Here is a 26,824-nt window from a genome sequence, read left to right as displayed (position 1 = left end):
CCTGCCTTCAGTGTGTGCTCTATCGATACCAAAGAAATCAGCTCTTCAGCTTATTGCCAGGAGGGCCATCAGTCAGATCCGTATAGGCCTGGCTACTAAGTCAGCGATGCCCAGTCGTTGCGCGGCTTTGGCAGTTTGAGATTCTCCTCCAGTGAGAAGTGACTCTGAGCGTCATAACGACCCTTTGATATCCCATGCCTGGCTGCAAGATCCAGAGCCTGCTGATGGGGCTTGGATGAGGGCTCGCTGACCCAACTTCACGCCTCTCCTTTTCACTTGCCAGCATGGCTGCTCGGATCAAGACGGAGTCCCTGCTTGAGAGAGAAGGGGCTCTTTTTTTTGCAAACGAAACCACCGGCCAAGCCGAAGGATGGTGGTTCCGTCGCTCCAGAGGTGTCGGTCTGAAGCTCCTCTGTAGTAACCCTGTCCGAGCAAGGCGTAACCCATCACCGACTACCAATGCGGATGCAGGGAGGTCTACCTAACCAAGAAAAAGACCGTAATGGTCTGTAGGTATCAGACAAAACATTTACCTCACTTTCTGTAATCTCTGCTACTTCTAAGAGGAGATTTATATCGATACCAATAACTTTATGGACAAAGTTTCACGCGTCGCCAGCATTTATACAATGGATGTTTTCCGATGTTGACCACAAAGACAAGACTGAAACTTCAAGACATCTTGACTCGCTTATCCAAAAATGAGGTGGTCAGCCTTGAGGAAAGAATTCTCGTCCAGAAGTATGCTGACAGGAATTCGACTGTTTGGCATTGGTTGCGAAAAGCGAGATCGATCCAGGCAAAGGGAAACCTAGAGCAGAGTTCTATGGGTGGTTTCATGCAGCAGATGAATCTGCCAGGGCAAACAAGCGAGGATCATTTCAATGGGTCACAAGATGATATTGGTGAATGGTTTCAGGGCTCACCACAATGGGTTCGTAGAAGCTGATTTTCAGGTCGTGGAAAAGGGTTGTGTTTTGTACAGACCGTGGCTTGAAAAGTCGTCAGCACCGTGCGTGAGAAATGGAGATGCGTCCCTGGAATCGCGAAAGAACTATGTCGCAACTTGATTAGATTTGTGAAGCTTACTCTGGTTATCATCTGCTCAGGCAACCGCCCCAGCCTGAACTAATTCTGACAACATAACATTATTCCCAAACATATGTAACGGTCGAAACTACAAAAGAAAAGAGAACAGATTGAAATTGGATTGAATGTGATCCAAGAACAAGAGAGACGGTGCTCTCGCCTCTCCATGCCGGTGGTGGTGACATTGGTAGACCAAGGCTGATAAGAGGTCAGCGCTGAGAGGGCTAGACCCCTTGCCATCACTGCAGTTCTGGCTGGTTAGTATCTACCCTGAACCAATAAACCTTGTGCCTGGCAGGTCTAACACTTCAAATTCAGGCACTCCATGGGGGTCGTTTGTGTCCCTGTAGCCTCGATATATGACCTCACAAAATTATGTCAGAAATTTCTAGTTCTACTGTTGAGCTTTTCAAAAATGAGCCAAGCAATAAAAGAACCTATATAGACACAAGCAATTAGCAGATTGTTCAGTGGAAAAAAGATGTCCCAGACAACAGACACTGCTACTGTTATTAGCCCTGACCATCCAAAACCAGAAAGCCAATCCATTATCAGGACACAGCCTCTAAAGGGTCATCAAACTCATTAATTAAAGAAAGAGCCTCCTCAGCAAGTTCCTTGGATAGAAGAAGTTCAGACCTTGTCTTCAACCAATTAATAGTGTGAAGGGCCTCTAACTTTGGAGCCTCATCAACAGTAATCATCTTAAAATTACTTTCCCACGCAGACATGATAAATAGAAAAAGAGTTTAGATCTTATCCGAGACGTCCTTGTATTTCTGTTGCCTAGATAACCATTGTCAAAGGGTAATAGGCGTCACCTATCTCCAATAGCCATGAGATCTATCCTTAATGCAGGCCAACTTCGCAGCAATGAATTCACATGAGTCAGATGCCTACTCAAGAGCACTAAAGCTCTTCACAGCATCGGTAATAAAACCTGACCAAGATTTACGGAGACTAGCAAGTGAATATCATTGTTATGAGGAGTTAATGGAGATCAGATACCATTGCCTGACCTACCTACAAAGCTTGAAAGAAATTCACGAAATAGATTCTCCTGATGAAAGTGATGAACTTGAAGCAGAAAAAATAGGGCTTGAAAAAGCAGCTGCTACTGGAGACCTCTTAATAAGCCAATGAACAATGCAATCACTCCAATAGAAAAGTTGTTGATGGCTCAAATATGGGAAAAAACCAGGCTGTCTTATTTCAAGTCAAAAGGCAATGAAGACAAGGTAATTGAGCTTACCAAAAAGCTGAAGGTCATCAAGAAAGAAATAGAAGATGTCAACTGGGAAAAATAATTACACAGAGCTCTCTACAGCTTAGTAAAAATCATTATTAGTTCAGACTATAATTGGTTCGTCAGTAAGATCATTGGAAGAGTCTTTACAAGGCTTCAGACCACTACCAGTGGCTGTCGTTGAACCCATAGGTTCCATCCGATAGTAGTGATTTTTTTGTTATGGCGACCTAGTTTCTTGTGAGGCTTAGGTGCAGAAATGCCTGTGTTGTCTTCGTAGCTAACGCTTGTCTTCTGCACATTATATCCAAGGGCCATCACTTGGTCTCGAATGCGCGGTCAGCGATAAAGCTGTTCACGTCTTCAACACGAGCTTTCAGAGCGCTCGCAATATCTTTCTCAGACACAGCTTCAATACCGGTGACGCTTTGGAGCTTGATGACCATATCGAGGGGAATACCACCACGTTGAAAAAGGACAGCAGACCGAAGGGTGTCGAGGGTCAGACCCAAATAGCTTTCGATTCCTGCATCGGCGTTAATAGAGGTCTCAGTGGAGATACCAGAGGAAGAGGTAACTTCACGCACAGTAGTTGCAGAAGCAAGTCGTCGAAGCTCATTGAGCCACTCCTTACGTGTCTCCTGAGAGATATTCACGTAGAGGGGTGCAGAGGTGCGAACACCAGACTTGGTGATGAAGTCTTGGCTGGAGGTATTGGGAGGGGGTGGTGAGTTGTATTGGCGGATTGTTTTTTTATATACAGGCGATTGTGTCATCTTTAGTCGTGGTGATCCTGTCTTTGCTCAGACCGCCACTGCTGACCCCCACGCCGGTTCACTAAGCCGCTTCCACCCTGGCTCTGTAACGCCTTCTACCTGCGCTCACGACGGTACCGCTCAGCTTCAACCGCTGCTGAGGTGCTCACTCAAGGGTCGCTCCGCTTCCACAGAGTGCCAAAAAAAGACCCCTGGGTTCTCACCCCAGAGGTCCCGTCCCCTCGTCTCTCGACCCGTCCACTCTCCACCAGATGCTCTTCTCCGAGGAGCAGGAGAACCGTCAGAACAGGTAGTGACGACCGTTCCTGGTTCGGTTGTCCGCAAGCAATAAAAAAGGCGGCAGGGAGTGCCGCCAGAAACAAGGGGACGAACGCGTCGAAAACACTGGGGGTACCAGCCGCACCACCCTCTTGAGACATCCAGGGGTGCCGTGGGTGCCCTTTACGAACTGCCAAAAAAAAGAGGGGTCGCACCCCCCCTTAGTTCGACGCATTGCCCCTTCACCGAAGAAGCATTCGAAGAATTACGCGGGGTTCACCTACTGGTCGTCGCCGTTACAACCAAACGGCTACTGGGGTCAGCAACCCAAGAAAAAGCAGAGGTCCCACCCCCTGCTCTGCTCGACGCATTCATCCCTTACGGATGATGCTCTTTTATGTTCGTCGCGTTACAAACCCGCCGCCATCGGTAGAACCGCTCATTAAAAGGGGGGTGAGCAGACACCCCCCTGAAGGTCCTTGAAACCTGGTTTGTCGTAATCGGTCTCTGACCTCATCCCTGTTCTAAGGCGAGTGAGAGCACAGGGGCATGAGCGGAACTACCCCTCAAGGGCAGAAGTTCATTCGCCCAGAGCAGGGCCCCTGGAAAACTCTGAATAGAGGGCAGACGCTTCATCGGGCATCCCGCCATCCCAAAGCGTTTGAGTCCTCTCCAGCAACCAGGTCCCCACCTCACTCCAAAGTTCCCGCTGAAAGGTTGATTTGAGGTGGTTGGCGTCTATGTAAGACATGGCGAGGCAACACCTTTTTGAGGTTGTAGGCACCCGCCATATGAGCAGCGGCAGCGATTTTTACTGGATTGGGATTTAGGTAGCGGGAACACCCTTCCTGTCGGTCCGCTTTTAGGCACAAAAAAAGGAGCGGTATCCCTATCGCTCCTTCGGAAACTGAAAGTGCCGCTGGGCGGGACGACGCCAAGCGACCACCACCTTCACCGATGAGGCGGGACTGCCGTGGGTGCCGTGAGCGTTTTCCAAGAAAAGACCCAGGAGTGTTTGACCTCCTGGGTTCCTCGCTCTCATGCGATATGACTGGTCTAACACCGCCTAGTAAGCATTTGTGCTTACGGTTTGCCGAACGTCTTAAACGTCAGCAGCAGCGCCCCAAGCAGGTTCCTTCAGAGGTTCCCATCCCTGCGTTTGAAGGGACTTCCAGAACTGCTCCGCTGCGTCCTTCCGCAGATACCGACGCTCCTTCAGCAAAGGAGGGCCATCAGGCATCTGACGCCCCCTGTCGATGAAGATCTTGGGATCTCGGATCCACGCCTTCTCATCACGGTGGAACCGCCAGATCCAGCAGCCGTCCCGATCAATCAGCCATCCCTCCCTCATGAGCCCTATGCAAGTACATCTGTACTAGCCAGGATCACCGTTGGGTGACAACCAGATGCAGTAGGGGGAGTCGTGGATTCAGAATGGATCTAGGTCTTGGAAGACGGAATGACCACCTTGGAAGACAAGAGCGGTGAGAACGCTGTCACCAAGGGAACGTCAGCTGATTCAAAATCAGCCGGCCACTGGTCTTGGGGGTTCAAGTCCCCCGGCTCCCATCCCTCCGCTGTGATGAACACCTACGGCCGGTTCCCTTTGGCTCTGGCCAAGGGGAAGGGTTGCTGGGTCAAGGACACCCAAGGGAGGCTCTACCTGGATGCCGTTGCTGGCATTGCCACCTGCACCCTGGGCCACAGCGACAGGGCCATGCAACGGGCTCTGCGCAATCAGCTGGGACGTCTCCAGCACGTGTCCAACCTCTATCAGATTCCGGAACAGGAGGAGCTGGCCAGCTGGCTGGTGCACAACAGCTGTGCCGACAGCGTCTTCTTCTGCAATTCCGGCGCCGAAGCCAATGAAGCCGCGATCAAGCTGGCGCGCAAACACGGCCATCTACGGCGCGGCATCGAACAGCCCGTGATCCTCACGGCAGCAGCCAGCTTCCATGGCCGCACGCTCGCGGCGGTCACCGCCACGGGTCAACCCAAGTACCACAAGGGTTTTGAGCCCATGGTCACCGGGTTTGATTACTTCCCATACAACGATCTGAAGGCCCTCGAAGCCCTGATCAACCGCTACGAACAGGCCGGCCCCTCGATCGCAGCCGTTCTGGTTGAACCCCTGCAAGGTGAGGGTGGCGTCAACCCTGGAGATCGCGCTTTCTTCTCACGCCTGCGCGAGATCTGCACCGAGCGAAACATCCTGCTGATCCTTGATGAGGTGCAGGTGGGCATGGGGCGGAGTGGACGCCTCTGGGGCTATGAGCAGCTGGGCATCACCCCTGACGCCTTCACCCTGGCCAAGGGCCTGGGCGGTGGTCATGCCATTGGCGCCTTGCTGGTGAACGCATCAGCCGATGTGTTTGAACCCGGCGACCACGCCAGCACCTTCGGCGGCAATCCCTTTGCCTGCCGGGCGGGGTTGACGGTGGCCACAGAGATCGAACGCCGCGGCCTGCTGACCAACGTCACAGCCCGCGGTGAACAACTGCGCGATGGGCTCCAGGAGCTGGTGAACTGTTTCCCCGAGCACCTGCAAGGCGTGCGCGGCTGGGGCCTGCTGCAGGGCATCGTGATCCGGGAAGGCAGCAGTTGGACGGCACCCGCGCTGGCGAAAGCCGCCATCGATCACGGCCTGCTGCTGGTGGCGGCCGGCCCCTCGGTGCTGCGCATGGTGCCCCCACTGACCATCAACAAGCGCGAGGTGCGCGAACTACTGCGCCGTCTGGCGACAACCCTCTCCAGCCTCAGCTGAGTGGACGATCTTTCTGATCTGATCCCGCGCTTCGATCTGCGTGGCATGGATCTGCAGTTGGATCGCATGGATGCGGCCCTGCGCGAGCTCGACCATCCCTGTCGAACGATTCCCGCGATCCAGGTGCTGGGCACCAACGGGAAAGGATCCATCGTCAGCTTTCTGGAATCAGCCCTCTGTGCCGCCGGCCTCCGCTGCGGGGTCACCACCTCCCCTCACCTGGTGAGCTGGTGCGAACGCATCCGGATCCAGGGGAAACCCATTGCGATTGAAACCCTGCGCAGCCGATTGCAGGAACTCCAGCCGCTGAACGAACGGCATCGGCTCACCCCGTTTGAACTGCTGGTGACCGCCGCCTTGTTTGAGTTCCAACGTCACGCCTGCGAGCTGCTGGTGCTGGAGGTGGGGCTGGGGGGACGGCTTGATGCCACCACGGCCCATCCCTGCCGTCCTGTCGTGGCCGTCGCCAGCATTGGCCTGGACCACTGCGAGCACCTGGGCCACAGCCTCACCGCCATCGCAACTGAAAAAGCGGCAGCGATCCCGCCTCAGGCCACCGTGATCAGTGGCGCCCAAACCCCTGAAGTGCGGGACGTCCTGGAGACAACCTGCCGGACCCAACAGGCCACGCTCCACTGGGTGAAGCCCCTGGATTCAACCTGGCAACTGGGCTTGCCCGGCGCCATTCAGCGCAGCAACGCCGCTGTTGCCCTTGGTGCCCTGCAAGCCCTCTCGGGCTTGGGCTGGACCTTGCCTGAGGCTGTGATTCAGGAGGGCTTCGCCACAGCCCACTGGCCCGGTCGGCTGCAAAGCGTGCGTTGGGGTGACCACAGGCTTCGCCTTGATGGAGCCCACAATCCACCGGCCGCAGTGCAACTGGCCCAAGAACGCAGCCTCTGGAGCCATGCCGCCAATGGTGTGGTGTGGATCCTGGCAATCCAGGCCCACAAGGACGCTGTCGCCATGCTCCAGACGCTGCTGCAACCGCAGGACCAAGCCTGGATCATTCCGGTGCCAAGCCACAGGAGCTGGAGCCGGTCGGCCCTCGTCCAGGAACTGCCTCAGCTCGAGCACCAGCTGCAGGAGGCCGACAGCCTTGAAACCGTGCTGCACCAGCTCAGCAGCAATGGATGGCCGACACCGGTGCCAATTGTTGCCGGATCGCTGTATCTGATCGGTGACCTGTTCGCTCGCGGCGTTGTAACGGCAGAGTGAGCACAGCTTGCGCGTGGACTGTGCTGCGAATCTCCTGGTTGCTGGGCCTTCTCCTGCCCCTCCTGCTCATGGCATCACCTACCCAGGCCCTGGACACCTCAGCTGGAGTGGGTCTGCAGGACCGCGCCCTGTTCCAGGAAAAGGTGGATTACACACTCACCAACCAGAGCAATGGCGATTTCGAAGGACAGAACCTGGCCAATACATCCTTCGCCGGAGCCGTGGGCCGCGGTGCGAATTTCCGGGGCGCCAACCTGCATGGAGCCATCCTCACCCAAGGGGCCTTCGCCGAGGCTGATTTCCAGGGTGCTGACCTCTCCGATGCCCTGATGGACCGCGCCGACTTCGTCGGCACCGATCTCCGCAATGCCGTCCTGAACGGGATCATTGCGTCGGGCAGCAGCTTCAGCAACGCTCAGATCGAGGGGGCCGATTTCACTGACGCCCTGCTCGATCGTGATGATCAACGCCGGCTGTGCGGCGAGGCCGATGGCATCAACCCCAGCACCGGAGTCGCCACATTCGACAGCTTGGGCTGCTGATCCTCAGGTGCGCTCCTCCCATCCCCGAAGCTTGCCGGGATTAAGCAGGCCGGCAGGGTCAAATCGCGTCTTGGCCGCCACCTGATCGGCATCGATTACACCAAGGCCGCCGTCTTCCACGGTGATTACGTGGGGGTTGAACAACACCGCACCCGCGGCCCTGCAGTCGTCCATCAACCGGTTCAGCTGATCCGCCCCCTGCCAACGCACCAACGGCAGGGCCGCCAGACGGGGACAGCCCTGCTGACGCACAAGCTCAAGATGCCAGAGCAGGGCATCACCCCAGCGCTGCTTCAGTGCCGCCATCGCTGGGGCCTCCGGTTGCGGCAACAGCATCTGCAGGTAGGTCCATCCCGGCTCTGAAGCCCTTACATGCAGGGTGGTGTGGTTCCAGCTCAGCTCGCGCAAGCCATTGCCCCCGGAGAGATCCTCAGGGCCGAGATCCCGCAGGCTGGTGCTGGCTGACTGCGACATCCAATGCAGGCTGTTGAGCCCATCGGGGGCGACGAGCAACAGAAGACGGTGCGCCGAGACGGCAGGGCCACCCCAGCTGGGCAAACGCGACAGCAGCGGCTGTTCCAGCAGGCTCGCCAGATGGAGATCCAAGGCCGAGGCAGCGATCCGTTGCATCAGCTCAATCGCCTGCTCCCAGTGCTCGCAGTCGACACTCACCTGGTGCCAGTTGACCGCTGGAGCTGTGGCCAGGCTGAGGGCCGTGATGATGCCGTTGGTGCCATAGGCGTGATTCAAGGCCTCCGCATCCATCTCGCCGAGTTGATGACGCTGAGCATCGGCACGTAGCGGCACGATCTCCAACCCGAGCAAATGGCCTGGATCCCGCAGAAAGCCCCAGCGCAGCGAACCGATGCCCCCGGAGCCCCCTGCAACAAAGCCGCCAATGGTGGCGCTGCGCCAGGTGCTGGGCATCAAGCGCAGCTGGCGTCCATGCCGGCGCAACTCCTGATCCAGATCGCGCATCACACAGCCCGGTTCCACGGTCACCACCCCGGTGATCGGATCAATCGAGCGGATCTGCCGCAGGGCCGTGGTGAGCATCACCACACCGCCCTGCAGAGGCACGCACTGGCCGTAGTTCCCTGTCCCGGAGCCGCGCAGGGTTAAGGGAACCTGGTGCTCAGCGCAGGCCGAAGCCAGCCGTTCAACAGCATCCACCGTGCGCGGGCGGACCACCAACTCAGCACGGCAGGCCTCCAGCCGCGGCGTCAGGACGGGGGAGTACTCAAAGGCGTCCCGGGAATGGCGCTGCAGCTCCCCCGGTTCCTCCAACAGCTCCAGCTCCGGAACAGCACTGAGGGCTTGCCGCAGGGCAATCAAGGCTTCGGCGCGACCCATGGCGTGGCGGAACACTGCTCAGGGTCTAGCGCCCGGTGACGACTGCCAGTGGCCGTCCACAAGAACCTGACGCTGGGGAGGAGATCGGATCAGGTCCGACCATCCCTGGCCCTCCATGCAGATCAGATCGGCTGGAGCACCAGCCCGCAGCACTCCATCCCACTCCAACTGAAGAATGGCGGGCGGTGCCGTGGTGAAGGGGGCCAGGCCCAAGCGCTGCCAGGGGAGCAACTGGGTCAACGGCATCGATGCGGCCAGCAGGGCTAAAGGATCGAAGTCACCTCCCGGGAACCAGGGGTCGGCCACGTTGTCACCCGCCACCGCCACCGGAACACCACAACGTTGCAACTGACGGATCGGAGCCTGCGGACGCTGAAGTGGTGTGGCGTGATCCGCCCGCGCCAGCAACCAGGCATTGGTGAGGGGCAGTGCAATCACACTGAGCTGCGCTGCTGCCATGCGCTCTGCCAACCGCATCAGGCGTGACGCCGGCAACAGGGAAAGACTGCTGGCATGGCTGCAAGTAACGGGAACCTGCACCGGCACGCGCTGCAGAGCCTTCAGCAGCTGAACCATTCCCTCCGCCGGGCCGTGATCCGCCTCATCGATGTGCAGATCGACACCGCAGTTGTGGCGATCAGCCAGGCGCAACAACGCCTCCAACTGCTCGGTGACCAGAGCCGATCCACAAGGAGGGGTCAGGACACCACCAAGACAGCCGCCACTGGCGGCCACACGACGCGCCAGAGCATCCGCTTCAGCTGAACACCAGAATTCCAAGGGCACCAGCACCACCAGCTGGAGATCAATGCGGCTTCGCCAGCGCTGCTGCAGGGTGAGCAAGGCCTCCAAACTGGGCTCAGCACCGGGGCCTCCACTGTCCACATGGCTGCGCATCGCCCGCAGCCCATGGGCGAACGCCCTCTCCATGGCGCGTTCTCCACGTTGAAGCACACAGGCCACGGTTCGGCTGCTGTGCTCCCGCAGGTTGGCCTCCAGGGCACCGCCATAGCTGCCGCTGAGGTTGGGATGCTCCTGCCAGGTGTAAGCCTTGTCCAAATGGACATGGCAGTCGACCAAGCGCGGCAGCACCATCCGAGACGGAGACACGTGTTCGGCGGGCAGGGGCATGGGCTCCCTCAAGCGCCCCTGATGCCAGGCAAGCCGCACAGGCGTCAGCCCTTGCTTCTCGCCATCAGGCAGGGGCGTTGAAGGGGCGAAATCCAGCAGTCCCAAGGGGGCCCAGGCCTCAAGGGCACCACTGCCCGACTGGGCCTCAAGCGACGGGGTGTCCATCACCGCTCAGTACCCTTGCTGGCATCGGTGCGGAGGACGACGAAACGACCGGCCACACCAAGGCTGAGCACTTCAAAACCAGGCAGGCGCAGACCCGGCAGCATCTCCTTCCGTTCCATCCGCGTGGAATAGAGACTGGCCACAAACAAGTTGCGGCGGGTGGTGAACTGGCCTGCCAATGCCACCAGTGCATCCCGCTGGGAGGCAATCAGTTCAGGGCAATTGCGAATCCAGAGACGCAGGACCATCGGCAGGGTTGGTTCGTCGCACAGTTCCTTGGTGCCCAACCGGACCAGCTGGTCTCCGGCATGGGCCTGATAGTCCTCCAACGACGGGTTGGATACCACCAGCGACAGCACCCCGGCCGCTGCAATCCCCCCCGCCAACATCGCTAGAGCAGACCGACCTTGCGGACGCGATGAACGGGACACCAGGCAGGCTGCAGCTCGTGTTGGTAGATTCTCACGGACGCGGCGGGCGTCGCCAAGTGGTTAAGGCAGCGGCTTGTGGCGCCGCTATTCGGGGGTTCGAATCCCCTCGCTCGCCCTTCTAACAATTCAACAAAGTTTCCAGGAGAGGTTCGGCACCCCAGCGGATTGGATCCGTGCAGGGCATACCCAGGGTCTGGCAGATGCGCTCCACCTCCTCTCGAGCCTGAGCCTCATCAAGGCGTGCGGTGTTGAGGGCGACAGCGGCCACCCTGGCTGGCTTACCGGCCCCATCAGGCCGAGCCCAGCTTGCCAGGGTTTCAGTGGTGGCCACCAAAGCCTCAAGGCTGGGGAGAGGAATCTGAGGCAGCCGGTCGATGGTCTGCTGTGCTGCCCGATGCACAAGCAACAGAGCCGTCGGCTGGGTGCCGCGCAACAGGGGCAGGGTGGCTGTTGAGGCCGGATGGCAGAGCGACCCCTGCCCCTCCACCAGCACAAGGCCCTGCTCAGGTAGAGCATCCGCGGCCCGAAGCACCGCCGCCTCCACCGCACCGGCGGCGTAATCAATGCGCACAGCATCCAGGGCGACCCCTTCCCCGCTGATCAGGATTCCCGCCTGACCTGTCCCGACAAAGCGCGCAGGGATCCCGGAGCGCTGGGCCGCCTCCAACAAAGACAGGCATGCACTCATCTTGCCGACAGCCATATCGGTGCCAACCGCCAGAAACCGCCGACAGGGGAGTGCTGCGGCGCGTGCCTGGCCAACGTTGAGACCTTCCGGCTCCCGGCGAAGATCCCAGATCCAACGGTCAGGCCAGCAGGCTTCCGCCAGCTCAGGATCATCGGCCAGCCGGGTGTGGAGTCCGCTGGCGAGGTGAAGGCCGGCGCGCAACGCCGCCAAGGCATCGTGGCGGACAGGATCAGGCAGCCGCCCCCCCGAGGGAGCCAGGCCGACCACAGCGACCTCAGGCTTGTAGGGCAGCGCCGCAGCCAAATCCGCCACCACCGGCACGTCACGCTCGATACCGGTGACGGATTGCAGAGACTGGCCCGCATGATCGGGATCGATCACCGCGACGATCGGACCAGCACGGTGGCGGAGTATGGCCAGACCGGTCTTGCCAGTGAGGCTGGCCAATCCGCCGTGTTGGAGCAGCACCAACCGCAGCTCCCGAAATCCCGACGGCGCCTGAATCCCGCTCATCACGCCGCTGTGCCTCCTAAAGGACGGATCCCCAATCCAGCCATAGCCGAAGCTCGCAAACGATCGTTCTGCAACTCAAGGCCCACAAAGGGGTCATCCACCAAGTTGAGGTGGCTGTCGAGATCCGGCCAACGAATCAGAGGCAACATCTGGGCCGCTGCGCCGTTCAACAACGAGCTGTCGGAGTAACACCCCACCATCAGGTCCAGCCCCTTCGTCTGCGCCACCTGGGCCATCAGCAGGGCCTGACTGAGCCCGCCGGTCTTCAGCAGCTTGAGATTCACACCATCCACCACGGGAGCCAGGCGCAGCAGATCGTCCAGATCCCAGCAACTTTCATCCGCCACCAGGGGCATCGGACAGTGGGGGTGAAGCGCCGCGAATCCCGCTGTGTCCTGCGTGGGATCCAGATCGGGAGCCAGGGGTTGCTCCAGCAGCACCACCCGGTGTGCGGCCAGGGGCTCCAGCATTCGCTTGGCCTGATCCACGGTCCATCCGCCGTTGGCATCCACCTGCAGTTCGATGGCCACACCCTGCCGCTGGGATCGATCCGTGATGGCTTGGGCCACCGCCTCCAACAGGCTGAGGTCGTGGTCCAACCCGTCAGGGCTGCCCAGCTTGAGCTTCACCCGCGTCGCCGGCAGCTGCGTCCACCAGCGTTGGAGACGATCCAACACGGCGTCCACAGAAGCCAGTCCCAGGGTGACGCTGGTGGCCACACCCTCGGCTGGGTCCAATCTCCAGAGCCGCCACAGCGGATGGCCGAGCCGTTGCCCATGCCAGTCCCACAAGGCCAGGTCAATGGCACAACGGGCCGGGGGACTCAGGGAGGCAAGCAGGGGCTCGAACCGTTGCGGACGGTGGGGATCCAGAGCTTCCAGTTGCGGCAACAGCGCCAGCAGCTCCTGTTCCACAGCCTCAAGGGCGAAGGCACGGTGGCCGGTCTCAAATCCACCGGTCTCGCCGCGACCCACCAGCCCCTCACCTTCCAACCTGAGCTGCAACCGCACCACGGCAGCGGTGGTGCCCCTGCTGATCGTGAGGGGCACGGCCTTGGTGAGCGAAAACCGTGTGAGGGCCCAGCCCATCGCCGTCCGGCTGGCAATCTCCAAACTGACACAACACCGCTGTGACTCACACTGAGAAGGCTTGAGCCAGAGATTTGGTCGCCTCCGCCCCCCTCGCCACTGACGCCACCGCCAACCCCCAGCGGGGCAGCTATTGGATCACCACGTTCGGGTGCCAGATGAACAAGGCGGATTCCGAACGGATGGCGGGAATCCTGGAGGCCATGGGCTACCGGGAGGCGTCAGCCGAACTGGATGCCGATCTGGTGCTCTACAACACCTGCACCATCCGGGACAACGCCGAGCAGAAGGTTTACAGCTACCTCGGCAGACAGGCCCAGAGGAAACGCAGCAACCCCAATCTCATCCTGGTGGTGGCGGGCTGTGTTGCCCAGCAGGAGGGCGAATCCCTGCTCCGGCGGGTGCCGGAGCTGGATCTGGTGATGGGACCGCAACACGCCAATCGCCTGGAAACCCTGCTGCTGCAGGTGGACAGCGGTCAGCAAGTGGTCGCCACTGAAGACCACCACATCCTTGAAGACATCACCACGGCCCGCCGGGACAGCAGCATCTGCGGCTGGGTGAACGTGATCTATGGCTGCAACGAACGTTGCACCTACTGCGTGGTGCCCTCCGTGCGCGGCAAGGAACAATCACGGCTGCCCCAGGCGATCAAGCTGGAAATGGAGGGTCTTGCCGCCCAGGGCTACAAGGAAATCACCCTGCTCGGCCAGAACATTGATGCCTATGGCCGGGATCTGCCGGGCATCACGCCGGAGGGTCGCCGCCAACACACCCTCACCGATCTGCTCCATCACGTTCACGACGTGGAGGGCATTGAACGGATCCGTTTTGCCACCAGCCACCCGCGCTACTTCACCGAGCGGCTGATCGATGCCTGTGCCGACCTGCCCAAGCTCTGTGAACACTTCCACATTCCGTTTCAGAGCGGAGACAACGACGTGTTGCAGGCCATGGCCCGGGGCTACACCGTTGAACGCTACCGGCGGATCATCGACCGCATCCGTGAGCGCATGCCCGATGCCTCCCTCAGTGCCGATGTGATCGTTGCCTTCCCCGGAGAGACGGATGCGCAGTACCGCCGCACCCTCGATCTGATCGAAGAGATTGGCTTCGATCAGGTGAACACAGCGGCCTATTCACCCCGGCCCAATACCCCTGCAGCTAATTGGGACAACCAGCTGCCAGAAGAGGTGAAGGTGGAACGCCTGCGCGAAATCAATGCCCTGGTGGAACGCTGCGCTCGCAAAGCCAATGCCCGCTACGAGGGGCGCACGGAAGAAGTGCTTGCGGAGGGCATCAATCCCAAGGACCCATCACAGCTGATGGGGCGTACCCGCACCAATCGCCTGACCTTCTTCAGTGCCACCGGAGCAGATGGTCATGCCAACAAAGCTGGCGATCTTGTTCAGGTGCGCATTGATGCGGTGCGCTCCTTTTCGCTCAGCGGCAGCCCCCTGCCCCACTGAGCACAACGCTGATACCTTTGGCGCTCCCACCGCTCAGGGGTCGCAGCATTCATGCCGTCCAGTCCCATCACGGTTGGCCTCGTCTTTGGAGGCCGCTCTGGAGAGCACGACGTTTCGATCCGATCTGCAGCGACTGTCGTTCGGGGCCTGCGCAGCGGTGAAAACACCGAGCGCTACACGGTGCAGCCGATCTACATCGACCGTGATGGTCGCTGGTGGGGAACGGATCTGGCCGAGGCAACCCTGACCTCTGAAGTCGCACCGGAGCTCACAACACCAAGGCCACCCTCAGGATTCCAGGGGTTCCCGGAGGGCTGCGATGCGATCGACCTCTGGTACCCGGTGCTGCATGGTCCCAACGGCGAGGACGGAACGATTCAGGGGTTGTTTCAGCTAACCGGCAAACCCTTCGTGGGCGCGGGCGTGCTCGGCTCAGCCGTCAGCATGGACAAACAGGCGATGAAATCTGCTTTCTCCAGCGCCGGGCTGTCCCAGGTGCCCTATGTAGCTCTTCACGCGTCGGAACTCGAGGACGCCAAGAGCCGATCGGCTCTCTTGGACCGGATTGAACGCGAACTGAACTACCCCTGTTTTGTGAAGCCGGCCAATCTCGGCTCATCAGTGGGCATCAGCAAAGTGCGTTCCCGCCAAGAACTGGAAGCAGGACTCGAGCAGGCAGCAGCACTCGATCCGAGGCTGGTGGTGGAGCAGGGCGTCAACGCCAGAGAAGTGGAATGCGCCGTTCTGGGGAGACGAACGCTCGAAGCATCGGTGATCGGGGAGGTTCGTTTTGATGCGGACTGGTACGACTATGAGACCAAATACACCGCAGGTCGCAGCACCACGTTGATTCCAGCTCCCTTGCCTGATCCGGTGCGTGACCGCATTCGTGAGCAGGCCTTGCAGGCCTGTGCAGCTGTTGGCGTTCACGGCATGAGTCGGGTGGACTTCTTCTACGACGAGACCAACGATCAGCTGTGGATCAACGAAATCAACACCCTGCCTGGTTTCACGGCCCAGAGCATGTTCCCGATGCTGTGGGCCGCCAGCGGCGTAACACTCGAACAGTTGGTGCACAAACTGATCCAAACAGCAGGAGAATGAGAGCAGCGTCCTTCGCCTGACCCATGAGCCACGGACTGCTCTGGTTTCCTTTGCTACTGGCCTTTGTGCTGCTGGCATCGCTCGGATGGCTGGAACGCCGGCGCCAAACCCTGTTTCGCGCCTGGGCCGAAGGCTCCGAACTTGCCAAGCTCGACGGTTGTGGTGGTGCGCGTCTGAAAGACGGTGCACTGCACTGGAGCAGCTTCGAAGCAGGCAGCTTTCAGGATCAGGGCTCGTTTGATGTCTGCAAACTCGAACTGGTGGAACTGATGTCGCTGGCCTCCGGTGATGCGCCACTCACCGATGAATCCCAGGGGCGTTGTCGGCTGCGCCTCGTTGGCAAGGATCTGCAGATGGATGTGCCCTTCTCTGATGCAGACCGCGCACGCAGCTGGGGTGAGCAACTGATGGCGCGGGCCCGGTGCGACCTTTGAGTCGGGTCTCGACCGATACCCAGTCCTCCCAACGGCCGGTTTCCGCTCAGGTGGCCCGTCGCAGGGAGCTGCGCCGGGAGCGTCGGCAGGTTCTTTTGCTCCAGCTCTGGCGCTTGGTGGCCTTTCTGCTCCTCGGTGGAGGATGCACATGGATCCTCTTGCGCCATGGCTGGACGCTGCGGAGCTCCGATGTGATGGTCCTAACCGGCGGCGCTGCCCTCGAGACCAGCCAGGTAGTCGAGGCGGCCAAGCTGCGCTTTCCCTCACCCCTGCTGGAGATCAGTCCCAGGGCACTTGAAAACCAGCTGGTCAGGGAGCTGCCCGTGCGAGCTGCTCAGGTGGAGCGCCGAATACTGCCCGCTCGCCTCATCATCAGCCTGAAACCCGAGATTCCCGTTGCCAAGGCGATGCGTCAGGGTCCCGACGGACGGGAGAGGGGACTGCTGAACGCCGACGGGCAATGGATTCCCCTCAGCGAAGCATCACCAGAACCGCTCACCAACATCATGGTCCGCGGTTGGAATGATCGGAAAAGCGGCCAGATCGCCGCATTGCTGCAACAACGGGATCGCTTCGAGGGGAGACTGAAAGCGATCGTGCTTCACCCCGATGGCAGCGTCAGTCTGATCACCACGGGATTGGGCCGAATAGACCTCGGAGGCGAACCAGCCCTGATGAACACCCAGATCGACACGATCGTCCACCTCAACAAGACGTTGCCGAAGCACCTGCGCCAGGCCCATCAAAGCAACCTTGATCTCAGCAATCCGGAGCGACCGGAGCTGCAACTGCCGTCGCCACCTGCGACCAAGAAAGTCCCAACCCAACCCTGAAACATGAGGGTTGAAAATCCGGAGACCACAACCTCAGGGCCTGGTTTGTGATCAGTTGAAGCCGAGACCAGGCTTCAGGGACATAATGCAACGCAACCACACGGTTCTGCCTCGACGATGGAGATGGTGAGCGGCTCAGGGTCTTACACGGCAGCGGGAATCCAGCCCAGCCAGTCCGCCCGCATCGAGGTCATCGGCGTTGGCGGCGGTGGCAGCAATGCCGTCAACCGCATGATCCTCAGTGACCTTGAAGGGGTTGGCTACCGCGTTCTCAACACCGACGCGCAGGCCCTAATCCAGTCGCAAGCGCAGCAACGTCTGCAGTTGGGGCAGACCCTGACGCGCGGGCTTGGCGCCGGCGGCAATCCCACCATCGGCCAGAAAGCAGCCGAGGAATCCCGCACAGATCTCCACGACGCACTGCAGGGCTCCGATCTTGTGTTCATTGCCGCTGGCATGGGCGGTGGAACGGGCACTGGTGCCGCACCAGTAGTCGCCGAAGTCGCCCGTGAAGTCGGTGCTCTCACCGTCGGCATCGTGACCAAGCCGTTCAGCTTCGAGGGCCGTCGTCGCATGCGTCAGGCCGACGAAGGCATCGCTCGTTTGGCGGAACATGTGGACACCCTGATCGTGATCCCCAACGACCGCCTGCGTGATGCCATCGGCGGGGCCCCCCTTCAGGAGGCCTTCCGCAGTGCGGACGACGTCCTGCGCATGGGCGTCAAGGGCATCAGTGACATCATCACTTGCCCTGGACTAGTGAACGTTGACTTTGCGGACGTTCGCTCCGTGATGACTGAAGCGGGCACGGCACTCCTGGGCATTGGCATCGGTTCCGGCCGCTCCAGAGCCGTGGAAGCAGCCCAAGCCGCGATTGCGAGCCCACTGCTGGAAACCGAGCGCATCGATGGTGCAAAGGGCTGTGTGATCAACATCAGCGGCGGCAAGGACATGACCCTGGAGGACATGACCACTGCTTCTGAGGTCATCTACGACGTCGTTGACCCCGAAGCGAACATCATCGTGGGCGCTGTGGTGGATGAAGCCCTCGAAGGCGAGATTCACGTCACGGTGATCGCCACAGGATTCGAAAACAAGCAGCCTTACCGCAGCGAGCGCAGCCGCTCGATGCCATCGATGGCGAACCATGCGGAACCCGAAGAGAACGGCGCTCGAATCCCTGAATTCCTGCGCCGCCGTCAACAACAGGACAACGGAACGGTCTGAGAGCCCCGTCAGACCCTGCTGTCTGATGGCTCATTGGAAGGTGGTGACCCGGAACCCACGCCTGCCCTGAGCATCCCGTGTGGCTGCTCCCTTCCGGTCCTGACCAGATTTGGGCGTCAGAGCCGCATGGGCCCGAATCGGTTAAATGCTAGCAATGAGCCCCTGAGGGGTTCTGAAGCTGCATGCGTCCTTCTGATCTGACCCGCTTCAAGCAGAAGGGCCAACCCATCGCCGTACTCACCGCTTGGGACAGCCTCTCTGCAGCTCTGGCCGAAGCCGCCGGTGCAGATGTGCTGCTGATCGGTGATTCACTGGCCATGGTGGCGCTGGGTCATGCCACAACACTCCCGGTGAGCCTGGACCAGATGCTCCATCACACCCAGGCGGTGGCACGAGGATTGACGACCATGCCCGCCGATCAGCCCCTGCTGGTCTGTGACCTGCCCTTTCTCAGCTACCAATGCGGTGAAGACCGCGCCGTTGCAGCGGCAGGGCGCCTGCTGAAGGAGTCCAGTGCTGCGGCGGTGAAGTTGGAGGGAGCGGAACCCGAGGTTGTCGCCGTGATCGACCGTCTGGTGCGCATGGGCATTCCCGTGATGGGGCATCTGGGCCTCACGCCTCAGGCCGTGCATCGTCTGGGGTACCGCCGCCAGGCCACGGACGCCATCAGCCAGGAACGCCTGCTCGAGCAAGCATGCACCCTCGAGCAGAAGGGCTGCTTCTCCTTGGTGCTGGAACATGTTCCAGCCGAGCTGGCGTGCCGGGTGCAGCAGGCCCTGACCATCCCGGTGATCGGCATCGGGGCAGGTGATGACTGCGATGGCCAAGTGCGCGTCACGGCAGATCTGCTTGGGCTCACCGCCAAACAACCTCCCTTCAGCCCAGCACTCGTGGATGGCCGCCGACTGTTCATCGACGCATTGAAGGGTTGGGTCAATCAGACCCGGAACCACACTCCTCCCACCAATGGGAGGATCACCCAAGCCGATAGAACTTGAATCACAGCCCTAAAAGCGCCACAGGGCTGTGTGTGAAGCGAAGCCTGGAAAGAAATAGCAGGGTTTCGAGAGACGACAACGGTCATCCGTACCTCCGTCGTCGGCTCTCGATTTTTAGGCTCCATCAGTCTGAATGCAGAGCTGCAACCAGACCGTTGGACAATCTCCGGTTCTGAGGGGTTCCGGAGATTTTTTTTGCTTCCCTATGGATCAAGCTGAGATCAACAACTGGAAATCAATCGCCGAAAGCATGGAAGCCAAGGGCGATACCGAGAGCTGGTTTTACCTTCGTGCCCGTGCAATTGCAGATGGGAAGCCTGATCCCATGCCCAACATCTCAGAGTTGCTGGCTGACCCTGCTTGACCTGCTCGAAAACAGGGATGGGGGTCGGCCATCGAGCCTTGGCTCCACCGTCTCAAACGTTTAGGGAAACGCGGGCGAGGGAACCCGTGAACATTCCGTCTCCCAAGCGTTTGCAGTGGTGCTAGCGCCTTAGCCATCCTCACAGCCAACTTGAGAAGATCCGGCCAAGCATTAATGCCTAATTAGATGCAACTGATACCGGGCGAGGGCTCACCCGTCAGCGATGATGGATCAGAAGGCAGTGGTGCCTTCAATGCGTCGTTTGGGGGTGGGCTGAGGGGCCGACCTCTTTTTTTTGAGATTTCGGGCGAATTCATTCACATTTCTGACCCAACCAGCCCTAAAGATCGCAAGGTCGTTGCACTCCGAGCCAAACGCAAGAGCAGCCGCTGATCAATCAGATCGCTTGCTGTTACTGGCTTTGTTCTTCTAAAACCTTTTCCCACCACAGAATCACCTCAATCAACACTGGATTGCTGAGGGCCATGCCCTCGGGGTCGGTGAGACACCAACGGCCTGCCCGCTGCTGCAGCCATCCACGCTCAACGAACGGTTGCCAACGGCGCACCAGCGCATCAGCATCAAGCCCTTGAAGGGTCACCCCTTCGCGGCGCCGCAGACCCACCAGCAATCGATCATCCAGGGGGAGACCAGCCTCGGCGATCGATTCGTGAGAAGGGTGATCAAGCCATTCCGCGTAGGCGGCGCGGGTGCGGGGTCGTGCCAAACGCACCCCCCAGGGTGCGGATGTCGCTCCCATGCCAAAACCCCACCAACCGGCACCACTCCAATACACCCGGTTGTGCCGGGAGGCATGGCCCGGACGGGCGTGGTTGGAAATCTCGTAGCGGCTGAGTCCAGCAGCCGCCAGCCGTTGCGTGGTCCGCTCCATCAAGGCAAAGGCAAGGTCGTCCTCCGGCAGCTTCAACAGGCCAAGCGAACGTTGGCGATCAAACACCGTGCCCGGCTCCACCGAGAGGTCGTAAATCGAGAGATGGGGGGCCTGACTGGCAATGGCCTGATCCAACTGCGCATCCCACCCGGTCAGGGTCTGACCCGGGAGGTTCTGGATGAGATCGAGACTCCAAGAGATGAGCGCGCCATCGCGCCAGGCCTGAACCAGCCAGTCGATCGCCGCATGGAGGTCGCTCAGGCGATGCCGACGCCCCAGCTGCTCGAGCACCGCATCATCAAAGCTCTGCCCCCCCAGGCTGATGCGGTTCACGCCATGGGCAAGAACGGAGGCCAACTGCGCGGCATCAAAGGTGGCTGGGTCCATCTCCAGGGTGATTTCCGCACCCGGTTGAAGACCAAATTTATTGGTCAAGGCATCGAGCAGGTCTCCGATCTGATCGGGGCACAACAGCGATGGCGTTCCCCCGCCGACATACACCGTCGATAGGGGCGGACCGCTTGGGGCAGAGGCGATTTCACGGTGCAGCAGGCTTAGGTACTCACGGATCGAGCGGCTGCCAGGCCCGTTGTCGGCGCGGGCCTGGTCCCCCAGGGGAACCACGGCGAAATCGCAGTAGTAACAGCGCCGGTGGCAAAAGGGAATGTGGAGATAGGCGCTGCGGGGCGGGATGGGATAAGGCATGCTTCTGGCATCCGGATCGAGCTGCCACGACCTGAACCCATGGTGGATCCGCTCATCCTGCTTCTGTTTGTGGTTTCCGGTGCGGCTGCCGGCTGGATGGGGATTCACTTGCTGCCCGACGGCCTGGTTAGTGCAACCACCAATGCTGAACAGTTGCGTCTCCAGCTCAGCGGAGCTGGAGGTGGCGTTGGCTTGATCGCAGGCCTGGTGTTCAAAAGGCTGCGGGTGCGCCTGATGCAACAGGTGCGCACCATGCCCACCGATCTGCTGGTGAGCCGGGCTGTCGGACTGATCCTGGGGCTGCTGGTGGCCAACCTGCTGCTGCTGCCTGTTCTGCTGCTTCCGTTTTCTGGGGGAATTGTTCTGCTCAAACCCCTTCTGGCGGTGGTGAGCAATGTCTTTTTCGGAATTCTGGGAAGCAACCTGGCGGAAGTTCACGGCCGCACGCTGCTGCGCCTGTTCAATCCCGCCAGCACGGAGGCACTGCTGGTGGCTGACGGGGTTCTGACCCCCGCCACAGCCAAGATCCTGGACACCAGCGTGATCATTGATGGCCGGATCCGCGGAATGCTCGCCTGCGGATTGCTGGAAGGGCAAGTGATCGTTGCCGAATCGGTGATCGATGAGATGCAGCAGCTGTCGGATTCCATCAACATCGAAAAGCGAGCCAAGGGCCGACGTGGACTGAAGCTTCTGAAGGATCTGCGGGAAACCTACGGGCGGCGGTTGGTGATCAACAGCACCCGTTACGAAGGCAAGGGAACTGACGACCGACTGTTGCAGTTGGCATCAGACACCGGCGGCACGCTGGTGACCGCAGACTTCAACCTGGCGCAGGTGGCCCAGGTCAAAGACCTGAAGGTGATGAATCTGAGTGAGCTGGTGATCGCGTTGCGGCCTGAAGTGCAACCCGGCGACGAGCTCAAACTCAAGATCGTGCGTGAGGGCAAGGAGGACAGCCAGGGGGTCGGCTACCTCGATGATGGAACGATGGTGGTGGTCAACGAGGCGAAATCGCTGATCGGCCAACGCAAACCGGTGGTGGTGACCGGTGCCCTGCAAACCCCAACCGGCCGCATGGTGTTCGCACGGTTGGACGAGAACGATGCATCAACAGACACCAAGCATTCATCCAAATCGAAAAGTCAGGGGAAACCGGCCAAAACCAGCAACCGCAAGCCCGCTGACCCCGGCTAGGCTCGCCCCACCGCAATGGTGGAGATGACAACTTCGGCCCCGTACTACGGCGACAGCGCCGTGATGCGTACACCACCTCCAGACCTTCCCTCACTCCTGCTGAAGGAGCGGATCGTCTATTTGGGCTTGCCCCTGTTCTCTGACGACGACGCCAAGCGTCAGATGGGGATCGACGTGACTGAGCTGATCATTGCTCAGCTGCTTTATCTGGAATTTGACAACCCAGAGAAGCCTATTTACTTCTACATCAACTCCACTGGAACCAGCTGGTACTCAGGTGAAGCGATCGGCTTCGAGACCGAAGCCTTCGCCATCTGCGACACCCTTCGCTACGTGAAGCCTCCGGTGCACACCATCTGCATCGGCCAGGCAATGGGTACAGCCGCTGTGATCCTCTCGGCAGGTACGAAAGGTCAACGGGCCGCTCTCCCGAACTCTTCCATCGTCCTGCACCAGCCGCGCAGCGGTGCCCGCGGCCAGGCGACTGACATCCAAATCCGTGCCAAAGAAGTGCTGCACAACAAGCAGGCGATGCTTGAAATTCTCTCCACCAACACAGGTCGTTCTGTGGAAGAGCTGAGCAAGGACTCCGACCGGATGAGCTACCTGACCCCGCAACAAGCCGTTGAGTACGGCCTCATCGACCGCGTGCTCAGCAGCCGCAAGGATCTGCCTGGCAATCCCCCCGTCTGACCGACGGCATCAGACCCAACCCTCCTGCACTTCTTCCTTCAACGTTCTGAACCATGCCGATCGGTACCCCCAGCGTTCCCTATCGCCTGCCCGGCAGCCAGATGGAGCGTTGGGTCGACATCTACACTCGTCTTGGGGTGGAGAGGATCCTCTTCCTCGGCTCTGAGGTCAATGACGGCATTGCCAACAGCCTGGTGGCCCAAATGCTCTATCTCGACTCGGAGGACAGCAGCAAGCCGATCTACCTGTACATCAACTCCCCCGGCGGATCAGTCACGGCTGGGCTTGCGATCTACGACACCATCCAGTATGTCAAAAGCGAGGTAGTGACCATCTGCGTTGGCCTGGCGGCATCCATGGGTGCTTTTCTTCTTGCCGCTGGCACCAAGGGCAAGCGGGTTGCCCTGCCCCACAGCCGGATCATGATCCACCAGCCCCTTGGTGGCACCAGCCGTCGCCAAGCCAGTGACATCGAAATTGAGGCACGGGAGATCCTGCGGATGAAGGAGATGCTCAACCGCTCCCTATCCGACATGAGTGGCCAGAGCTTCGAGAAAATCGAGAAGGACACCGACCGGGACTACTTCCTCAGTGCCGAAGAAGCCAAGGAATACGGCCTGATCGACCGCGTCATCTCCCATCCGAACGAGGCCTGAACCGAACGGGGCAGGCCGCTGCGTAAGCTCGTCCACTGCAGTGTTCCGCAAGCCCGCCCCGGATGGCCCAGCTCTTTTACGACTCCGACGCCGATCTCGGTCTGCTGAACGGCAAGACCGTGGCCATCATTGGTTATGGCTCCCAGGGTCATGCCCACGCTCTGAACCTGAAGGATTCAGGCGTGAACGTGGTGGTGGGCCTTTATGACGGCAGCCGCTCCGCCGAGAAAGCCAAGGCAGACGGTCTCGAAGTGCTGAGCGTGGCCGATGCCTCAGCCAAGGCCGACTGGATCATGGTCTTGCTGCCCGACGAATTCCAGAAGGACGTATACGAGAAGGAAATCGCACCCCACCTCAATGCAGGCAAGGTGCTCAGCTTTGCTCACGGCTTCAACATCCGTTTCGAGCTGATCAAGCCTCCCGCCGATGTGGATGTGGTGATGATTGCCCCCAAGGGCCCCGGCCACACCGTGCGCTGGGAGTACCAGAACGGCCAGGGCGTGCCTGCCTTGTTCGCCATCGAACAGGACGCCTCCGGCAACGCCCGCGGCATGGCCATGGCCTACGCCAAGGGAATCGGTGGCACCCGTGCTGGAATCCTGGAGACCAACTTCAAGGAAGAGACCGAAACCGATCTGTTCGGTGAACAGGCTGTGCTGTGTGGCGGTCTGTCCGAACTGGTGAAGGCTGGTTTCGAGACCCTGGTGGAGGCGGGTTATCAGCCCGAACTGGCTTACTTCGAGTGCCTGCACGAGGTGAAGCTGATTGTGGATCTGATGGTGAAGGGAGGACTGACCTCCATGCGCGACTCGATCTCCAACACCGCTGAGTACGGCGATTACGTCAGCGGCCCCCGTCTGATCACCGCCGACACCAAGGCTGAGATGAAGCGCGTTCTGGCAGACATCCAGGACGGCACCTTTGCCAGGAACTTCGTGGCCGAATGCGAAGCCGGTAAGCCAGAGATGAAGAAGGTGCGCGACCGTGATTCCCAGCATCCGATCGAGAAAGTGGGCAAAGGCCTGCGCTCGATGTTCAGCTGGCTGAAGGACGCCTGATCCAGAGCAAGCGCTGAACAGCCGGTGGCATCAAACACCATCACCCACCTCACCCCCCGCTCTGTTGCCCTAACGGCGCATAGCGGGGATTTTTGTGGGTTTCTGGCCATACGCCTCCCATGAGCTCAGAAGCAGTGGGAGGCCTACTGGTGCTTGGGGCAGCACTGCTGGACCAGCTGATCGGTGACCCGCGCCAGTGGCTCCACCCCGTGGTGGTAATGGGGTGGAGCATTCAGCAGTTGCGCCATTGGGTCGAACCATGGGCGGGGGACCATCCAATCAAGCTGCGGATCGGGGGAGGCTTGATCAGCCTGATCCTGGTGCTTGGCAGCGTCCTGACGGGCTGGTGTCTGGAGCGGCTGCTGTGGCTTCCCTCCCCATGGGCATGGCTCAGCCTTCCGCTACTGACCCTGAGCCTTGCAAGCGCCCTGGCGGCTCGCAGCCTCAGGGACAGCGTGCTCGCAGTGCTGAATTTGCTGCCATCAGCGGCGGAGGGCGATCTCAAACCAGCCCGCCGGAACTTGAGCTGGATCGTTGGACGAGACGTTCAAAGCTTGAATCGAGAGGGACTGCTCAGGGCCGCAGCTGAAACAGCCTCAGAAAATGCTGTGGATGGTGTGTTCGCACCGCTGTTCTGGATGGGGATCGGTGCACTGCTGTGGATGGTCATGCCCACTGGCCCTGGTCCACTGGCGCTGGCCTGGGGCTTCAAGGCCAGCAGCACGCTGGACTCCATGCTCGGGTACCGCAGCGGTCGGCTGCGCTGGTTGGGGACAGCGGGCGCACGCCTGGATGATCTGCTCACCTGGCTGCCCTGCCGTCTAGTCATGCTGACGCTGCCCCTGGTCTGCCCTCCCTGGAGGAACTGGGCACAACGGGTCCGAGCTGCGGAACGGGATGGATCTGCAGATCCATCCCCCAATGCAGGGCGGTCGGAAGCGATCTACGCCCACTGCATCGGAATCCAACTCGGCGGAGAAAACAGATATGGAGAGCGGCTGGTTCAAAAACCGCTGCTGGGAGCAGGCCAACCCATCCCCAACGTGACCCTCGTCAAAAGTGTTCTGAAGGCATCCAGCCGGCTAGAGATTGTTTGGCTCAGTGGTCTTGTGATCATCCAATGGGCGATCAGCCGCTGAACACGGCTCAGTAAGCACCCCGATCCATCGGAAGGAGCAACACACCGAACGTGCGCAGGATGATGGCGAAGTCGAGACCGAAGGACCGACCACGGGCGTAGGCCAGATCAAGCTTGACGCGTTTCTTGTAACTGAGGTTGTTTCGGCCACTCACTTGCCAAAGCCCAGTCAACCCAGGACGGACTGAGGCAACTTCGTCCATGTAAGGGCCATAACGGACAAGTTCCTTGTCAACGATGGGGCGCGGCCCCACAACGCTCATTTCCCCACGCAGAACGTTTAGAAACTGCGGTAGCTCATCAAGGCTCGAGCGGCGGAGGAATCGACCCACGGGAGTGATCCGGGGATCACTCCTGAGCTTGAAGTCACGCTCGAACTCAGCGCGCAACGAGGAATCTGCCTCCAGAACACGCGCAAGAACGGCATCCGCATCCGCCCGCATGGTGCGGAACTTGATGCAGCCAAAACGCTGGTAGCTCCGGCCCACCCGTCGCTGGACGTAAAACACAGGCCCTGGTGAACTGAGCTTAACCAAGGCCGCCAAAAGCAGCAACACCGGTGAACCGATGCTGAGTAGGGCCAGAGAAAACACAATGTCGCCGGTGCGCTTGAAGACGCGGCCCCAACGGTTCTGGTGGCGGATCAGCGTGCCGGTCGAGAGAACCGAGGGCGGCGCTGAGATCAGCGCAAGATGAGGCTTGTACTTGCCACGGCGAGGCGCACGGCCTGCAGTCTGAATTAAGGAAGGCCGGGAGGCCGAGGTCAAAGGCTCAACCTGGGACTCACCACACTCAAC

26 protein-coding genes, 1 tRNA gene and 1 other RNA gene are annotated in these 26,824 nt (G+C 60.0%); 17 read left to right on the top strand and 11 right to left on the bottom strand.

What is annotated here, in order from left to right; genetic code table 11:
- Positions 1 to 1,640: 1,640 nt before the first annotated feature.
- Positions 1,641 to 1,820, bottom strand: coding sequence for a hypothetical protein (locus SYNCC9605_RS15340; RefSeq protein WP_041434495.1), 180 nt, complete (start codon positions 1,818 to 1,820; stop codon positions 1,641 to 1,643).
- A 121-nt stretch (positions 1,821 to 1,941) separates the two neighbouring features.
- On the opposite strand from SYNCC9605_RS15340, the gene SYNCC9605_RS13740 reads away from it, so the two are divergent.
- On the top strand, positions 1,942 to 2,232 hold the full coding sequence (locus SYNCC9605_RS13740; RefSeq protein ID WP_011363854.1) for a hypothetical protein: 291 nt from the start codon (positions 1,942 to 1,944) through the stop codon (positions 2,230 to 2,232).
- A 420-nt stretch (positions 2,233 to 2,652) separates the two neighbouring features.
- Here SYNCC9605_RS13740 and SYNCC9605_RS14505 read toward each other — a convergent pair whose 3' ends face one another.
- Positions 2,653 to 3,111, bottom strand: a complete 459-nt coding sequence (locus tag SYNCC9605_RS14505; protein WP_011363853.1) for a hypothetical protein — start codon at positions 3,109 to 3,111, stop codon at positions 2,653 to 2,655.
- Positions 3,112 to 4,471: 1,360 nt separating this feature from the next.
- Complete coding sequence (locus tag SYNCC9605_RS04345) at positions 4,472 to 4,720, bottom strand: DUF1651 domain-containing protein (protein WP_011363852.1); 249 nt, start codon at positions 4,718 to 4,720, stop codon at positions 4,472 to 4,474.
- Positions 4,721 to 4,951: 231 nt separating this feature from the next.
- On the opposite strand from SYNCC9605_RS04345, the gene SYNCC9605_RS14500 reads away from it, so the two are divergent.
- From SYNCC9605_RS14500 to SYNCC9605_RS04330, 3 genes are all read left to right on the top strand, one after another.
- On the top strand, positions 4,952 to 6,133 hold the full coding sequence (locus SYNCC9605_RS14500; protein ID WP_041435527.1) for an aspartate aminotransferase family protein: 1,182 nt from the start codon (positions 4,952 to 4,954) through the stop codon (positions 6,131 to 6,133).
- On the top strand, positions 6,134 to 7,348 hold the full coding sequence (locus tag SYNCC9605_RS14495) for a bifunctional folylpolyglutamate synthase/dihydrofolate synthase (RefSeq protein WP_011363850.1): 1,215 nt from the start codon (positions 6,134 to 6,136) through the stop codon (positions 7,346 to 7,348).
- A gap of 68 nt (positions 7,349 to 7,416) precedes the next feature.
- On the top strand, positions 7,417 to 7,890 hold the full coding sequence (locus tag SYNCC9605_RS04330; RefSeq protein ID WP_257930010.1) for a pentapeptide repeat-containing protein: 474 nt from the start codon (positions 7,417 to 7,419) through the stop codon (positions 7,888 to 7,890).
- A 3-nt stretch (positions 7,891 to 7,893) separates the two neighbouring features.
- Here SYNCC9605_RS04330 and SYNCC9605_RS04325 read toward each other — a convergent pair whose 3' ends face one another.
- Genes SYNCC9605_RS04325 through SYNCC9605_RS04315 form a run of 3 tightly spaced genes read right to left on the bottom strand, consistent with a single transcriptional unit; the run spans position 7,894 to position 10,928 of the window.
- Complete coding sequence (locus tag SYNCC9605_RS04325) at positions 7,894 to 9,243, bottom strand: FAD-binding oxidoreductase (protein ID WP_011363848.1); 1,350 nt, start codon at positions 9,241 to 9,243, stop codon at positions 7,894 to 7,896.
- 18 nt (positions 9,244 to 9,261) lie between these two features.
- Complete coding sequence (locus tag SYNCC9605_RS04320) at positions 9,262 to 10,539, bottom strand: amidohydrolase family protein (protein WP_011363847.1); 1,278 nt, start codon at positions 10,537 to 10,539, stop codon at positions 9,262 to 9,264.
- Positions 10,539 to 10,928: a DUF4359 domain-containing protein gene (locus SYNCC9605_RS04315; protein WP_011363846.1), complete on the bottom strand. Its 390-nt coding sequence runs from the start codon at positions 10,926 to 10,928 to the stop codon at positions 10,539 to 10,541. The genes SYNCC9605_RS04320 and SYNCC9605_RS04315 overlap by 1 nt, the downstream gene beginning before the upstream one ends.
- Positions 10,929 to 11,012: 84 nt before the next feature.
- Here SYNCC9605_RS04315 and SYNCC9605_RS04310 point away from each other — a divergent pair.
- A tRNA-His gene (locus SYNCC9605_RS04310) sits at positions 11,013 to 11,085 on the top strand.
- Positions 11,086 to 11,088: 3 nt separating this feature from the next.
- Here the strand turns inward: SYNCC9605_RS04310 and SYNCC9605_RS04305 are convergent.
- Both SYNCC9605_RS04305 and SYNCC9605_RS04300 read right to left on the bottom strand, forming a co-directional pair.
- Entirely contained in the window at positions 11,089 to 12,171 is a 1,083-nt protein-coding gene (locus SYNCC9605_RS04305) for a DUF1611 domain-containing protein (RefSeq protein WP_011363845.1), read from the bottom strand.
- On the bottom strand, positions 12,171 to 13,259 hold the full coding sequence (locus tag SYNCC9605_RS04300; protein WP_041435525.1) for a dipeptide epimerase: 1,089 nt from the start codon (positions 13,257 to 13,259) through the stop codon (positions 12,171 to 12,173). The genes SYNCC9605_RS04305 and SYNCC9605_RS04300 overlap by 1 nt, the downstream gene beginning before the upstream one ends.
- A gap of 74 nt (positions 13,260 to 13,333) precedes the next feature.
- Between SYNCC9605_RS04300 and miaB the strand changes: the two genes are divergently transcribed.
- The 5 genes from miaB (at position 13,334) to ftsZ (ending at position 18,326) form a co-directional block, all read left to right on the top strand.
- The gene (miaB, locus tag SYNCC9605_RS04295; protein ID WP_011363843.1) at positions 13,334 to 14,728 is read left to right on the top strand and encodes a tRNA (N6-isopentenyl adenosine(37)-C2)-methylthiotransferase MiaB; all 1,395 of its coding nucleotides are present in this window, start codon (positions 13,334 to 13,336) and stop codon (positions 14,726 to 14,728) included.
- Positions 14,729 to 14,779: 51 nt separating this feature from the next.
- Positions 14,780 to 15,832 (top strand): D-alanine--D-alanine ligase family protein, encoded by a 1,053-nt coding sequence (locus SYNCC9605_RS04290; protein ID WP_011363842.1) that lies wholly within the window; start codon positions 14,780 to 14,782, stop codon positions 15,830 to 15,832.
- Positions 15,833 to 15,855: 23 nt separating this feature from the next.
- Complete coding sequence (locus SYNCC9605_RS04285; RefSeq protein ID WP_011363841.1) at positions 15,856 to 16,266, top strand: hypothetical protein; 411 nt, start codon at positions 15,856 to 15,858, stop codon at positions 16,264 to 16,266.
- Positions 16,263 to 17,099: a cell division protein FtsQ/DivIB gene (locus SYNCC9605_RS04280; protein WP_011363840.1), complete on the top strand. Its 837-nt coding sequence runs from the start codon at positions 16,263 to 16,265 to the stop codon at positions 17,097 to 17,099. Before SYNCC9605_RS04285 ends, SYNCC9605_RS04280 begins: the two co-directional genes overlap by 4 nt.
- Positions 17,100 to 17,216: 117 nt before the next feature.
- Positions 17,217 to 18,326: a cell division protein FtsZ gene (gene ftsZ / locus SYNCC9605_RS04275; RefSeq protein WP_011363839.1), complete on the top strand. Its 1,110-nt coding sequence runs from the start codon at positions 17,217 to 17,219 to the stop codon at positions 18,324 to 18,326.
- A 41-nt stretch (positions 18,327 to 18,367) separates the two neighbouring features.
- Here ftsZ and ffs read toward each other — a convergent pair.
- Positions 18,368 to 18,465: signal recognition particle sRNA small type (gene ffs / locus SYNCC9605_RS13735), an RNA gene on the bottom strand.
- A 43-nt stretch (positions 18,466 to 18,508) separates the two neighbouring features.
- Between ffs and panB the strand changes: the two genes are divergently transcribed.
- Positions 18,509 to 19,324 carry a 3-methyl-2-oxobutanoate hydroxymethyltransferase gene (gene panB, locus SYNCC9605_RS04270; RefSeq protein WP_011363838.1) on the top strand — a complete coding sequence of 272 codons (816 nt, stop codon included), beginning with the start codon at positions 18,509 to 18,511 and terminating at the stop codon, positions 19,322 to 19,324.
- 205 nt (positions 19,325 to 19,529) lie between these two features.
- On the top strand, positions 19,530 to 19,688 hold the full coding sequence (locus tag SYNCC9605_RS15050) for a hypothetical protein (RefSeq protein ID WP_186494864.1): 159 nt from the start codon (positions 19,530 to 19,532) through the stop codon (positions 19,686 to 19,688).
- A gap of 412 nt (positions 19,689 to 20,100) precedes the next feature.
- On the opposite strand, the gene hemW is transcribed toward SYNCC9605_RS15050, so the two are convergent.
- The gene (gene hemW / locus SYNCC9605_RS04260) at positions 20,101 to 21,285 is read right to left on the bottom strand and encodes a radical SAM family heme chaperone HemW (protein ID WP_011363836.1); all 1,185 of its coding nucleotides are present in this window, start codon (positions 21,283 to 21,285) and stop codon (positions 20,101 to 20,103) included.
- 39 nt (positions 21,286 to 21,324) lie between these two features.
- Here hemW and SYNCC9605_RS04255 point away from each other — a divergent pair, with 39 nt between their 5' ends.
- From SYNCC9605_RS04255 to cbiB, 5 genes are all read left to right on the top strand, one after another.
- A complete protein-coding gene (locus tag SYNCC9605_RS04255) occupies positions 21,325 to 22,482 on the top strand; it encodes a PIN/TRAM domain-containing protein (protein WP_011363835.1) in 1,158 nt (385 codons plus the stop codon).
- Positions 22,483 to 22,506: 24 nt separating this feature from the next.
- Complete coding sequence (locus SYNCC9605_RS04250; RefSeq protein ID WP_041435522.1) at positions 22,507 to 23,175, top strand: ATP-dependent Clp protease proteolytic subunit; 669 nt, start codon at positions 22,507 to 22,509, stop codon at positions 23,173 to 23,175.
- A gap of 53 nt (positions 23,176 to 23,228) precedes the next feature.
- Positions 23,229 to 23,831 (top strand): ATP-dependent Clp protease proteolytic subunit, encoded by a 603-nt coding sequence (locus tag SYNCC9605_RS04245; protein ID WP_011363833.1) that lies wholly within the window; start codon positions 23,229 to 23,231, stop codon positions 23,829 to 23,831.
- Between the two features lie 62 nt (positions 23,832 to 23,893).
- Positions 23,894 to 24,889 (top strand): ketol-acid reductoisomerase, encoded by a 996-nt coding sequence (ilvC, locus tag SYNCC9605_RS04240; protein ID WP_011363832.1) that lies wholly within the window; start codon positions 23,894 to 23,896, stop codon positions 24,887 to 24,889.
- 119 nt (positions 24,890 to 25,008) lie between these two features.
- Complete coding sequence (gene cbiB, locus SYNCC9605_RS04235; protein WP_041434491.1) at positions 25,009 to 26,028, top strand: adenosylcobinamide-phosphate synthase CbiB; 1,020 nt, start codon at positions 25,009 to 25,011, stop codon at positions 26,026 to 26,028.
- Between the two features lie 7 nt (positions 26,029 to 26,035).
- Here the strand turns inward: cbiB and SYNCC9605_RS04230 are convergent, their stop codons facing one another.
- Positions 26,036 to 26,794, bottom strand: a complete 759-nt coding sequence (locus SYNCC9605_RS04230; RefSeq protein WP_011363830.1) for a sugar transferase — start codon at positions 26,792 to 26,794, stop codon at positions 26,036 to 26,038.
- Between the last annotated feature and the right edge of the window lie 30 nt (positions 26,795 to 26,824).

Origin of the sequence: Synechococcus sp. CC9605 (assembly GCF_000012625.1) — a bacterium.
In the GTDB taxonomy this organism is placed as follows: Bacteria; Cyanobacteriota; Cyanobacteriia; order PCC-6307; family Cyanobiaceae; genus Parasynechococcus.
Note: the sequence above shows the minus strand (reverse complement) of the source record. Positions and strands in the feature narration are given on the sequence as shown.